The organism is Niallia sp. FSL W8-0635 (assembly GCF_038007965.1).
Classification (GTDB): Bacteria; Bacillota; Bacilli; order Bacillales; family Cytobacillaceae; genus Niallia.
Genome location: NZ_JBBOYD010000001.1, coordinates 3569161 through 3583295 on the forward strand (window position 1 = coordinate 3569161; position 14135 = coordinate 3583295).

General features: G+C 37.0%; 11 protein-coding genes. All 11 read right to left on the reverse strand.

From position 1 onward, the window contains the following. Positions 1–514: 514 nt before the first annotated feature. Positions 515–1153 (reverse strand): YesL family protein, encoded by a 639-nt coding sequence (locus NYE52_RS17245; protein ID WP_341194177.1) that lies wholly within the window; start codon positions 1151–1153, stop codon positions 515–517. Between the two features lie 70 nt (positions 1154–1223). Then, positions 1224–2510 carry a Gfo/Idh/MocA family protein gene (locus NYE52_RS17250; RefSeq protein WP_341194178.1) on the reverse strand — a complete coding sequence of 429 codons (1287 nt, stop codon included), beginning with the start codon at positions 2508–2510 and terminating at the stop codon, positions 1224–1226. A 20-nt stretch (positions 2511–2530) separates the two neighbouring features. Further along, complete coding sequence (locus tag NYE52_RS17255; protein WP_341194179.1) at positions 2531–3448, reverse strand: glycoside hydrolase family 43 protein; 918 nt, start codon at positions 3446–3448, stop codon at positions 2531–2533. Positions 3449–3474: 26 nt separating this feature from the next. After that, the gene (locus NYE52_RS17260) at positions 3475–5526 is read right to left on the reverse strand and encodes a glycoside hydrolase family 65 (protein WP_341194180.1); all 2052 of its coding nucleotides are present in this window, start codon (positions 5524–5526) and stop codon (positions 3475–3477) included. A gap of 40 nt (positions 5527–5566) precedes the next feature. Further along, positions 5567–6409, reverse strand: coding sequence for a carbohydrate ABC transporter permease (locus tag NYE52_RS17265; RefSeq protein ID WP_341194181.1), 843 nt, complete (start codon positions 6407–6409; stop codon positions 5567–5569). Positions 6410–6412: 3 nt separating this feature from the next. Further along, a complete protein-coding gene (locus NYE52_RS17270) occupies positions 6413–7315 on the reverse strand; it encodes a carbohydrate ABC transporter permease (RefSeq protein ID WP_341194182.1) in 903 nt (300 codons plus the stop codon). Positions 7316–7385: 70 nt separating this feature from the next. Further along, positions 7386–8681: an ABC transporter substrate-binding protein gene (locus NYE52_RS17275; RefSeq protein ID WP_341194183.1), complete on the reverse strand. Its 1296-nt coding sequence runs from the start codon at positions 8679–8681 to the stop codon at positions 7386–7388. Between the two features lie 453 nt (positions 8682–9134). Next, positions 9135–11120 (reverse strand): beta-galactosidase, encoded by a 1986-nt coding sequence (locus NYE52_RS17280; RefSeq protein WP_341194184.1) that lies wholly within the window; start codon positions 11118–11120, stop codon positions 9135–9137. 32 nt (positions 11121–11152) lie between these two features. Continuing rightward, positions 11153–12256 (reverse strand): beta-galactosidase BglB, encoded by a 1104-nt coding sequence (bglB, locus tag NYE52_RS17285; protein ID WP_341194185.1) that lies wholly within the window; start codon positions 12254–12256, stop codon positions 11153–11155. A gap of 69 nt (positions 12257–12325) precedes the next feature. After that, positions 12326–13189 carry a carbohydrate ABC transporter permease gene (locus NYE52_RS17290; protein WP_341195219.1) on the reverse strand — a complete coding sequence of 288 codons (864 nt, stop codon included), beginning with the start codon at positions 13187–13189 and terminating at the stop codon, positions 12326–12328. 35 nt (positions 13190–13224) lie between these two features. After that, on the reverse strand, positions 13225–14124 hold the full coding sequence (locus NYE52_RS17295; protein ID WP_341194186.1) for a carbohydrate ABC transporter permease: 900 nt from the start codon (positions 14122–14124) through the stop codon (positions 13225–13227). Positions 14125–14135: the final 11 nt, after the last annotated feature.

Genomic DNA, 14135 nt, shown 5'->3' on the forward strand with positions numbered 1-14135 from the left:
GTGGAGATTTTCCAGTTATATACAGAATAGAGCTCATTTCAGGGTAAATAAGGGTAGGTTAATGCAAAGCAAAACCTACCATTTTCATATTTTTCGAGTCAATAGGCGGAAGCTCTCCGTCTATTTTAGCTTTTTTAAATAATAATTACCAAATAAGCGAAATTTTTCCGTTTATTTTTCAACTCAGGTGCTTAACCTTATCTCCCAACCGATAAGTGCGAACTCTCTCGATTCTAGATGAGGGAATCCGCAGCAAAGATCAATAAAATTGGTACTCAAAATGGTACTACAAATGACAGTAGACTTGACCGTCTTTCTTAATTGTACAATACTTATTGTCCATCTTAATAATGATGTCAATCGCTATGACAAAGTTAATGAAATTTCGTAGAAACGTTGATAAATAAGGAAAAAGACGTATGCCAATTCATACGCCAATTCTTGTGTCATTTAATAAGAATGCACCCGAAAATGGAACCCTTTACCATGTTAGTTTCCTCGTTTTTTCTTGTAGCTACTTATTCGCTTTTACTAAATCCATTTGTCCCTGATTATTTATTTTTAAAAATCCTCTATAAGCGGGCCACATGACAATTACGCCAATTACACTCATACTAAAAAATAGTAAAGTTGCCGGAAGCTTCATATATACAAAGGTAACAGCAACACAGCCTAAAATGATTACTATTGTTCCCCCAATATTGGTTATCCCTAATATCAGAGCATACTTCACATATTGAAAGCCTTTGAGCTCGAAATGAACATAGGTCGGGATCAGATATAGAATAGTGATTAAGTAAAAAAGACTTAAAATACCAAAAATGATTAGGATGCTTTTAGAAAGGAGAGAATTGATGGAACTGAAATAATAGATATCTACAGCTAAAACAAAGCCAATTATTCCTAGCACAAGACCGATAACATTTATGCCGACAAAATCGCGCTTATAGCATTGCCAAAATGTTTGAAAGATAGAAATATCCTTATTTCCCATTATCCATTTCCTTATGACAGTAAATAGTGCTACTGTTGCAGGAAACACGCCTAAAATAATGCCACCTAACAATGAAAATCCAATCCATAAAAGATTTAAATAGGCTAATTTCATAATCATATCTGACCCACGATAAATACTATTGGCAAATCCGCTCACTTTTTTGCATCCCCCTTCAACCATCCAATAAAGCTAGCACTATTTTAATCTAGTAATCAACATGATTAAACTAAAATTTCACTAAGGAATCTAATTTAACAGGCTTTCCAGTTTTAATGGAAATATTTCCCGCAATTCCTGTTAGGATGGATTTCACACCATCAATATGTGTGGCTGCACGATTAAATCGATCCTCGACTGGCTCACCAAATATATCGCGAAGTAATACTGGATCTCCCCCACCGTGTCCTCCTTCTCCTTCTTCTATTTCCACTTCATAAGGCTTTCCTAGCATTGGGTGAACCGTAATAGATTTTGAGGATAATGCCCCTTCTTCTTCTTTATTTCCACCAGAATTGACATATGATTTTTCTACTACATTTACTTCTATTCTGCCCTTTGTTCCATTAAAGGCAACATTAAAGCCTTCCCAAGGTGCATAAGCATGTAAGGAATAAGTAAGAATCGCTTTATTTTTATACTTAGCGATTAAACCTAAAGTGTCTTCTGTGCTAATTCCATCTCCAAAAACGCTTTGATCGCGCTGATATCCATCTTCCTTTTCAGCATGCAGATACATTTCCTTTAAATGCTCATTTTCCTCTAAATGCAAAGCAAAATGATCTGATTTTGCATATTCACTTCCATATGCCCTTTGATAGAATTGGGTCTCCCCTCTCTTTTCGGCATTTTCTCTTCCGTAAAACATTAAGTCACCCATTGCTAAAACAGTGTCTGGATAAGATTGCAACCAGAAATTGACGAGATCGAAATGATGGGTCGATTTATGAACAAGTAACCCCCCACTATTTCGTTTGTCACGATGCCATCTTCTAAAATAATCCGCTCCATGCTCTGTATTAAGAAGCCATTCAAAATGTACTGCATGAACATCCCCGATGACACCATCTTCAATTAGCTCTCTTATTTTCGTATTATGCGGGGCATACCGATAGTTAAATGTTACACGCAGCTTTCTATTTGTACGTTCAACCGCCTCTAAAATAGATTGCGCTTTTTCTTCATCAATCGTCAAAGGCTTTTCAGTAATGACATCACATCCCATTTCCATAGCCTTTATTATATATGTATGATGCGTCCGATCCATCGTCGTAACGATACAATAATCTGGTTTTAGTTCTTCTAGCATTTCTTCAAATTTGTCTGCTTTATACGTTGGAACAGCTTTATAATCATACTTCGTTGCTAATAAATGATTCGCATAATCCATTCTCGTTTGATTCAAATCACAAAAACCTACTAAATCAGCTGTTTCTCTAAAATCACGGGCAATTGCACCATAAAAAAACTCTGCTCTTCCTCCAGTTCCTACTAATGCATATGTTTTTTTAGTCATGTTTCATCATCCTCCTAAATCTATCTTTTGTTAAACTTACACTCACTCGCACCCATCACTTTGATTCTTCCATTATCATTAATTTCTATGTCTAAGAACAGTGGACGTTCATTCGGTGTGTCATTAGGAGCATGTAGGGTTAACTTGAAATCTCCTTCAAAGGTTTGAAAAATCATTCCATGTCCACCATTATTCTGATAGATTGCTTCGGAATCATGCTCCCATGGTCCTTGAATAGTACCAGTCCTAGACCGTGAAACACCTTGTGCATAGACATTATTGATAAAACTCGCCCATAGCATTCCTAATTCTCCGTTAGGAAGTGTGATGACAAATGGACCATCTGTCACATAATTGTTTCGCCCTGGAAATCTTTTGTGTTGAAAAGAAGTTGGCCATCTTGCATCCGAAGCATGGAATAGAATAATAGGATCTTTAATCACATCTATTAAATTATCTTGAAGCTGCACGGCACAAATTTGCCCATCACTAACCTGAACCCATTCATGGCAAAACACTAGCCAAGGTTTTCCATTCTTATCGATAAATAACGTCCCATCTAATGAATACCAATTTTCAGGTGTTAAAGGTGAAGTGTTATGGGGTTTAAACGGTCCCATAAGCTGATTCGATACGAGGACGCCTGTTCCTCTACAACCATTATCTTTTCTAAGAAAGGTTGCAAACATATAGTATTTTCCTTTATATTCATGTACTTCTGGCGCCCAAAAATTTTCTTCCGAATAAAAGTCTTCCTCTGGACGAAATACTGGATAAGGTCCTTCCCAATTTTCTAAATCAGGACTTACATAAACATCAAAGCCTGTTCCTTTTCCCCAAATATTTTTATCCGTACTGCCAAATAAATAATAATTCCCTGACTTTTGATCTGGAAATATAAACGGATCACGTATTTGGATATCTTGTGTTTTTACCATGCTTTTTCCCACCATTCTAAGTAAACTTACAAAATAGGATGTAGCCCTTCCCACTTTACTTGCCATGTTCCATCTTGCGGAAATCCTTTTATATGTTGATCTTCATTTCCTCGCCACCCACATGCCATCATAGCTACAGCAGTTAATAGCCCACCATTTCCCGGTAAATAACAAGATAAACTACTATTTTGATAGTTATGCCCATTTGGTAAATACATATTTTTCACTTTATCCATTAATAGAAAATCAACTGCTCTTTCACTATCACCAAGGCGTGCTGCTGTCATTGCACACATAGGAAAGTCCCATCCCCAGGCAGTTTCCCATTGCCATTCTTTTTCTACACGTTCTAGTGTTTGTTTCATTACTAGAGGATCAATTAAGGTGCCTTCTAGTATTCCAAGTGCTGCCACCATGGATGGATGATCGTGATTAAACTGTGTAAAGGTATCCACGCAATTTTCATGGGCTAAATACACTCCATCTATTTGATGTGGTTTTGCTACTGCTCTCGCTACCTCTATCCATTTAGGATTAGCTTTTCTTCCTAACCTCTCCACCCATTCAGTGGCAACTTCTAAACCATATTTCCAATACTCTAATTCATATGGTGGATTTAAACTTATTGCTGGATCATGACACTCCTGCGCTGGAATTAATGGAGGTCCTAATATATATGCCTCTTTGTCTTTATCCCATACTGCAAAAGATGCCATAAAGTCAGCTGTTTCTATAATAACTTCTTCCCATCTTACTAATAGCTCTTCCTTTGGATTAGCTTGATAACATAATTCAGCTAAGGCGATTGGATGTGGTTGCTGCCAAATCAAAAGAGGTGCAATTGGTGATGGACTTTGTTTGCCATCCACTCCAATCATTTTTGGCCATCGCCCCCCTTCATAGCCTTGCTCTTTAGCTAAGTCTTTTGCAATAGAAAGATGTGATACATACCAATCCATCGCTTTTTCAACGATTGATTCACGCCCCCATAATGCAAAATGAGCGACATGCCACCAATGCATTTCCAAATGGAACTTTCCAAACCAGCTATTATACATATAACCAGTTTCCTGTGGCGGTGCAGTTCCACTATCATGAATGGCAGTTAAAAATTGCGAGAAGACCACTCTCCGTTCAAGTTCATTCGCTCTCGAATCAGTGCTTCCAGAAAAATCAATCGCTCCACCGCTATTCCAAAATTCTTCCCAATGATTCTTACTAGCGGAAAAAATTCGATCATAGGAGTGATTTGTTGGTGCGTGTTCAGCAAAGCTCATGGAAAAGGAAAATTCCGCTGTCTTATTATCAGGAATAAGCACATATCGCATATTGCTATCTTTGGTTAATTGCCCACCCGACCATGTCCAGCCTACCTCATAACTATCTTCATCCATTTGTCTACGTAAAAAAACAGATGACTCCGTTTGTCTCAGCACCTCTATTTGATCTATGGAATATTCCTTTGGAAAAATCGATTCTTCCCATTTCACCGATGTCATTTCTGGCGAGGGGAATGACAAGGTTATTTGTAATTGACTAAGTGAAATCAAAGGAGAACATATATGAACACCAATTTCATCTGATTCAGGATGACAAATCGTTACAACAGAAACAGGTTTATTTTCTAAATAAAAGGTGCTTAATAGAGTCCCTTCCCATAGATTTAACTCTTGGTCAATATTGTAAATATCATTCATATTCGCTTCCTGGTTATCTTCCTTTAATAAACGAAAGCCAATGATACCAAGATGGACACGATGTGGATTCTGCCTCAGCCAATGATAGGCTTCTTCCTCTTGCTCCTTAGGAAACAATGGATATTCTACCACTCGGCCATATGTATCCAACCTTTGCTGAGTAAGCTGTTCTTTCCTATACAAATCTCTTCCACCAGAGGAATGCCATCCCCATTCGGATTGTGTTCCAAGTGGTACCTGATATTCTTTCGGGAAGGATTGCAGCCCTGTTATATCTGCCGAAAAGGCAAAGCTTCCATTCCCAACGGCTAATGGCGCTAGACTTTCTATTCGTTTATATTTAGGATTATGTCTTGATACTACAGCCTTACGATTAATCATATGAATAGCACCTCTTTAAAAATTGTAAAGGAGTCCCAACTTATCCCTTAATCCCAGTAGTCGCAATACCTTCCACGATGTATTTTTGAAAGATAAAGAAAATAATCGTAATTGGAAGTATAGACAGAATGGACATCGCAAACATCGGTCCCCAAGCAGATTGGCCTTGTGAATCTAAGAAAAGTTTAAGTCCTAATGTCACCGTATAATTCGATGTAGTATTTAAGTAAAGCATTTGACTAAAGAAGTCATCCCATGTCCATATAAAAGAGAAAATAGCCGTTGTAATAAGAACTGGTGTTGCAAGCGGAAGAATGATTCGGAAATAAATACGAACAATACCACACCCATCCATAATCGCACTTTCATCTAAATCTCTTGGAATTCCACGAATAAACTGCACCATTAAAAAGATAAAAAAGGCTTCTGTTGCAAAAAACTTAGGAACCGTTAACGGTAAAAATGTATCGATCCAATCAAGATAGTGGAAGATGGCATATTGTGGTACCAAGGTAACATGAACAGGAAGCATTAAAGTTGTAAGCATACAAACAAACCATACTTTTTTAAGCGGGAATTGTAATCTAGCAAATGCATAAGCTACCATTGAACAAGAGATAAGGTTTGCGACAACATTAATGCTACTTAACAATAAGGAATTCTTAAAAAATGTAGCAAAGCTTAAATCCTGGATAACGTACCAGCCTCTAGCATAGTTTTCGAGTGTAAATTCCTTTGGCCATAATCCTTGCTGGCTAAAGATGAGTGCTTCTGGCTTCAACGAGCTAGAAAGGAGCCATAGGACTGGATATAGCATAAGGATTCCTATGAGACTTACAAATAGATAAACAAAAGCTCTTTGTATTCTTCTCTTTACAATCATCTGCTATTTCCCCCCTGCATCTTCGTAATACACCCAATATCTAGAAGTGATAAATAGAATTCCTGTAATGATTGCCAATACAAGCACAAGTATCCAAGCCATTGCAGCTGCATAGCCCATATTAAAAAAGGAAAAGCCGTTTTGATAAAGGTAAAGCGTATAAAATAAAGTAGAGTTAATCGGTCCTCCAGTTCCTCCACTAATAATATAAGCAGATGTGAACGCTTGTAGTGACTTAATAACTTCCATTACGAGGTTAAAGAAGATAACTGGTGATAGCATTGGCATCGTAATATGGATAAAGGACTGAAATTTATTAGCTCCATCTATTTCTGCTGCCTCATATAAGTTTTCCGGTATTTGCTTTAGACCAGCTAGGAAAATTATCATAGAAGCACCGAATTGCCAAATAGATAAAATTACTAATGTGTACAAGGCATAATCAGGATGGGAAATCCAGGCTTTACCCTGTATCCCAAAAAGAGCTAAAAAGGAATTAACTAAGCCATTCGAATCGAACATATTGCGCCAGAGAATAGCAATCGCAACACTACCACCTAGTAAAGAAGGCAAATAGTAAATCGTTCGATAGATCCCAATTCCCTTTAATCCCTTTTTCAGTAAAAGAGCTACTAGCAATGCAGAAAGTAATTGAGTTGGGACAGATAACACAACATATTTAGCTGTTACGTGAACAGAATCCCAAAAATTATCGTCATCAAAAAACATATTTTTATAGTTTTCTAAACCAATCCATTCTGGTGCATTTAACAAATTATAATGGGTAAAAGATAAATACAATGATGCAATCATCGGACCTAATACCAAACCGAAAAAACCGATGAGCCAGGGTGTTAAAAAACCGTATGCAATCAGACTATTTTTCGTTTTCGCTCGTAATGACATCCCTATCCCCCTCTATTAATCTAGTTTAAGAAGATCGGTTAGTTACCGATCCTCTCCTCTATATATACAGTTACCTTGAATGTCTCTCGATTATCTTATTTAATTCTTTAAAGTATCTTTCAGAAGCATTATCTACAGAATCCTTTTCAAATGCGATGGTTTCAACGGTTTGCTTATAAAGCTTTTGTTCTTCCACATATCCAGGGTAAAGCGGTGTATATTCTGCATCTGATGTTTTTGTAACAAGATCTATATAATCTAGAACTACTTTATCTTCATCTGTAGCAGAGCTGCTAACCTTTTCACGAACCTCAGAATTAACTGGAATTCCTCTATCCATTCCTAAAACTTCCCCTGCGTCGATATTATTAACAAAGAAATCAAGGAACTCAGCTACTTCTTTCGGATGCTCTGTTTTTGCATTTCCAGCTAAAAATTGGCTTGGCAATAGCGTTACTCCATTTTTTCCTGTTTCGCCATCATATGGAGGAATATGGAATGTCAACTCATCCTTTGTTGCACTGTTATAAGCAGCATATTGGTTCGAGAAAATAAATTGCATTGCAACATCGCCTCTAACAATTAACGATTGTGCAGGATCATCTTGGTTTTGTGTTTGTAATTCAGCAGGTGCTGCTGCTCCGCTCTCTCTCATATCTTGCCAGAGCTGGAACCATTCCTTTGCATCCTGTTCTTCAAAGCCAACTTTTCCATTATCATAAGCAACCTTGTCTCTTTGTGCTAGGAACATACCAAAGCCGTCTTCATCAAAGTCTAGGACTCCATACTTCTTGTCTAATGCCGTCGTAATCTCTTTTGACGTTTTCTCTAAATCTTCCCATGTCCAATCATCAGCAGGTATCGGCACATTCGCTTCGTCAAATGCTGTCTTATTCATCACTAAACCACCAGCATTTACACCAAGAACTACCCCGTAAAATTTGTCATCATAAGTAGCAGCCCTAATCATGTTTTCAGGGTGTTTACTTAAATCTAGTTCCTTCCCTATGTATTCATCTAGAGGCAAGACTACTCCTTTAAGGACATAGTCATTTAAATTTCCACCAAATTGAATGATATCAGGAGCATTTCCAGAAGCTAACTGTGTATCTAATTTTTCAAAGTATCCTTCAAGACCAGAAAATTCAGGCACAATTTTCACATCTGGATGTAATTTTTCATATAGTTTAATAACTTCTTGTGTCTTTTGTGATCTTTCTTGACCACCCCACCATGTGAATCGAAGTTCAATTTTGTCTCCATCCGCACCACTAGATTTACCAGAAGAGCTTGATTGATTTGAGCATCCAGTAAAGACGAGTAAAGCAGACATGACTAATAAAATCCAAGTAAAGCTTTTTTTCATATAAATTCCCCCTTTTTGACAAAAATTTAAAATACCCTTTTGAATAAGGAAAGAGTGTCAAAACGATAAAACCTTGATAATGATAGTATGCTCATTCTGTTAGTAAACGATTTCATTTTAAAGGAATATACTTTTTACAGTTTAATAATGTTATAGCCAAGATGAATTGAAATAATAAAACGAGGTAAAACCGATAATTATAAAGCGGTTTCAATAGTGAACAAAAAAAGAATTGAAAAATAACAACGTTGTTAATTTTGATTATAAGATATCTCCCATTAAATAGCAACCGTCATTTTCAAGCTATTTTATTTTGTTGTTTGTCTTATTTTAATAAATTGGTTACTTAGTACTAGCTTTTAATAAGTAGGAATAATAGCACCTTCATAACAAATTTCAAAAAGCTCCTAATAAGCCTTTATATTTTTACAGTCTATTAGGAGCCTTTAAAATCTAAAAACAGTACTTTATTACTCTATAGTTATATGGCGGAATTTCATATGTCCCTCTTTCTAGGATTTGATTACTTTTCCATACCATACTCTTTTTCGGTAGTGTTACCTTACCAGTTTTCCCATCCATATTAACAATGACATAATAAGAGGCATCCTTATCTACTCTTGGAATCATAACAGTGCCTGGAGTAGTTTTTATTTCCATTTTAATTGCTGCTTGCCTTACATAATGTTGGATTAATGCTTCTATCATTTTTTCTCCCTGTTGTCCCACCGGCAAGCTGCCAAGCATGATAATCTTCCCTTTACCTTTTTTTGTTTCTTTTATAAAAGCTTTTCCAGCACCTAATCCTTCTTTGATCAGCCCTATATTCTCTCCGTTCTCTGTATCAAAGATTGTACTCCATAGTCCTAATTCAGCTGTTATTCCAAATGCTTCCCCGTAAGTATTTGTTCCATCTAACGGATTCGTAAATAAGGCATGGACACCAACTTGCTTCTCTAGTTCACCAAGCGCACAGTCTGTATGATTTGTATGGTTTATCGTGCGGCCACCAGAAAGAGGACCAACAATCCATATCCCTCCCTTTTCTACAAACTCTATTGCCCTCTGTATATATTCAGAGGAAAGATAAGGGATAAACGGCGTAAACAATAACTTATAACCGTCTAAATCCGCTTGTTCCATGATTAAGTCTCGATGAATGCCTAATGAAATAAATCGTTCATAGAAGCTGGTTACAATTTGTTTATATTGAATACCGTTGAATGGTTCTGTTTGAAAATATGCTTTTGCACGATCGGAATAGCAAACTGCTACCTCAGCTTGCATAGGCTTGGTGGAAAGAAGGAATGGTTCTAGTTCTTTTCGAATTCTTTCCACCTCCAAAACATTAGTATATCCAATGGTTGGTTGCCCCCAAGCACTAACAACAGAACCATGCGTAATCTCACAGCCGGTGCGCTGCTGTCTCCAAAGCCAGTAGCAAAAGCCTTCTGCCCCAGCCGCGTATGCATACGTAGCCTCTGCTTGTAAATATCCATCTGGATGTGGACTTGCATATCTTTCAAGAGATGCACTAAAGGAAGTACTTGTTTCCATCAGCCAAAATGGAGTGTCTTTCTTTATATTCCTATATAGATCACATAGCATAAAAAAAGAACTGATATTTTCTTTAACTGCATATGTATCAAACGATGCAAAATCAAGATTTTCAAATAGCAGTGATTGATCTAAATCAAAAAAGACTGTCGCATTATGTGTAATAGGGGCGTCTGAATATCGGCGGATAATGGCGGCTTGCTCGTTTGCAAATTCTGTAATTTTCTCATGTGTAAACCGTTTATATATGGTTGACAAAGAAGCATTGTGCAAGAAAGGTGTCGCAGTGGGCTGAGGAATTTGTTCAAAGCTTTGATAATACTGGCTCCATATTTGTGTACCCCACGCAGTGTTTAACTGTTCAATTGTTTGATATTTTTGTTTTAGAAAGGAATGCCATTGAGCTTTACAGGTCTCACAATAGCACTCCCCTACATGACATTTAAATTCGTTATCTAGCTGCCAGCCAATGATACCAGGCAATTTCCCTAATCCTTCTGCAAGTGCCTCTGTTATGATTGCTGCTCTCTTTCTGAAATAGGCATTATTTGTGCAAATATGCTGTCTTGCTCCGTGACTCATAACCGTTCCTTCTTTATCTACATGCATTCGTTCAGGATGTTGATAAGACATCCAGATTGGCGGAGTTGCTGTCGGCGTACACATTACCGTATCAATTCCATGGTCTTTTAATCGCTTAATAATATCGACCAAAAATGAAATATCAATTTCTCCTTCATTTGGTTCGATATAAGACCAAATAAATTCCCCTATCCGCACTACATTTATGCCAATTTTTTGCATATGAAGAATGTCTTCTTCCACAATCTCTGTTCCCCATAATTCAGGGTAAAATGCTGCACCATGATATAACTTTTGCAAGTCCTATCTCCTCCTTTTATAACAAAATAATGTTAGCAATAGCTATATAAAAATTCAGATAAACATAAAATTGCCAAGGATTGTCCGTATGGCATCGTAGTCATCGGAATTTGGCGATAAAAATCAAGTGTATCTCCCATTCCAGTCCCAACTGAAACTTTTTGTAATGCTCCTTGTTCATTTATTTCTTCCATGATTGCATGGACAGCTTTTAGCGCAACCTCTTTATATTCCGTTCCAATATATCGTTTGTGAACAGACTTTAGGATTCCATAAGCAAAACCTGCTGTTGCAGAGGCTTCTAAATAAGAGGTACGGTCGTTTATTAACGTATGCCACATCCCAGATTCATGTTGATACTCTTTCAATGACTCTATCTGTCTAGTTAATGTTTCTAGCAAATATTCGCGAAAAAAATCACCCTCTGGCAAATCTAGCATGTCAATTATTTCAGGGATGGCAATGGTAATCCAGCAATTTCCTCTTGCCCACAATGCTTCTGCAAAATGGTGATCCCCTTCAAACGTCCAGCCGTGATACCATAGACCTGTTTTTCTATCAGAAAGATATTTGATATGAATAAGAAATTGCTTTTTCGCTTCTTCTATATAGGCTTGGTTATGAAGGAGTTTACCGATTTTTGCGAGAGGCAAGACAGTCATCATTAAAGTATCGTCCCATAGCTGATTTTTATTTTCAGGCCCGTACGTCATATGCTGTAAACCGTCTTCTCTTGTTCTTGGCATATCATATAAAACCCAGTCAGCCCATGCATTTAAATAAGGCAGGTATGTTTGATCTTTTGTTTCTTCATATAAATAGGCTAATGTAAGTAATGGTGCCATCGTATTGACATTTTTCGGTGGAGCCCCTTCTTCTAATCGCTTTGTATACCAGTCTGTCATTATTTGCTTTGCTTTTGAATCATTTGATAATTTCCAATAGTTATAAATTCCATATAGACCTACACCTTGCGGCCAATTCCATACCTCCCAGCTCTTATCATCTACAACTACTCCATCAAAGTGCAGCAAATACTCACCAGTTTGATCCTTAATACTAGCTAGATTTCCCATCAATTTATTTATTGAAGCAATCACATCTTGTTTATCCACTATTCTTTTAGTATCAACCATTTCTATTCCCTCCATAAAAAAAGCTTGGTTATCCAATAGATTTTGTTCTGAAAAGCTCATCCAATCTACTTATTTCAAGCCACTCGTACTAATACCTTCCACAATATATTTCTGAAAAAGGAAGAATACTAAAATGACAGGTACTAAGGAAACTACCGACATTGCAAACATTGCTCCCCAGTTTGATGCAGATTCTGTATCTAGAAATAGCTTTAACGCTAAAGAAACAGGGTATAACTCTGCCTTGTTTAAATATAAAACCGGATTAATTAAATCTTCCCATTTCCAATAAAATGAGAAAATAGCGGAAGTAGCTAAGGCTGGGGTGATCAAAGGCAAAATAATCCGAAAAAATATACTAAAGCGACCACAGCCATCTATTCTAGCTGCTTCATCTAACTCGACAGGTATCGTCCGAATAAACTGGACAATTAAAAAGATAAAAAAGGCATGCCCGAAAAATTGGGGAACAATAATTGGTTTAAAGCTATTAATCCAGCCAATTTTAGCAAAAATAATATATTGAGGAATCATTAACACTTCATGCGGAAGCATCATCGTTACCATCATGCATGCAAACCAAAAGCTTTTTCCTTTAAATTGTATTCTTGCAAATCCATAAGCAATTAATGATGAGGACACGACTGCTCCTATTGTGGAAAGCCCAACAATAATCAATGAATTTTTAATAAAGGTACCAAAGGATTGCCCCGCAATCCCCTTCCAGCCATCAGCATAATTCGTCCATATAAATTTTTCAGGAATAAGGGAATGAGCGGTCACAAAGATGGAAGAACTTTCCTTAAAGGAACTCACGATTAGCCAAATGACTGGATAAAGCATGATTAATGCAATAGCACTTGTCACAATATGAAATAGAAACTTTTTTGGTTTTAGTCTTTTGCTTTTCTTCTCTATATTTGGCTCGATTATATTTGTAGTTGTTTGTTTATATGTCTCCAATTTCGTCAATCCTCCTTCGATTCATAATAAACCCATAAGGATGAAGTCTTAAATAAAATGAGAGTCGTTAATCCAACAATAATCAGCATGACCCATGCCATTGCAGATGCATATCCCATTTGAAAAAAGTTAAATGCTTTTTGGAATAAATATAATGGGTAAAGCAGGGTTCCATCTAGAGGACCGCCTTCCCCTTTAGAAATAATATAAGCAGGTGTAAAAGTCATAAATGCAGAAATGGTTTGCATGACAAGATTAAAGAAGATAATCGGACTTAACAGCGGAAGCGTAATTTTAAAGAATTTATGTGCAGCACTTGCTCCATCAACGCTAGCTGCTTCATAGAAAGTTGGTGGAATATTCTTTAATCCTGCAAGGAAAATAAGCATCGATGAGCCAAACTGCCATACTGCAAGCAAAATCAATGTCCATAATGCACTAGTCGGATCTTGATACCAGAGGATTTTTTTATCAATGCCCATAAAGAATAATAAAGCATTTATCACACCATCATTGCCAAAAATATTACGCCACATAATAGCAACTGCCACACTGCCGCCGATGATGGACGGCAAGTAAAAGAGCACACGGTAAATCCCGATTCCTTTTCTGCTTTGATTTAAGAGCATCGCAACAAAAAGAGCAAACATAAGACGAAGGGGAACACCCGCTAGGACATAATAAAAAGTTACACTTAAGGACTTCCAAAACTTTTCATCTCCAAAGAACATTTCTTTATAGTTGGCAAGCCCTATCCATTTTGGAGTTGTAAATAGATCATAATTCGTGAAGGATAAATATAAAGAAATTAGCATTGGCACAACGGTAAAGGCAGTAAACCCAATAATAAATGGCGAGATAAATGCGTATCCTGACAAATTGTCTTTAAATGCGCGAGACTTCATTGCAAACACAA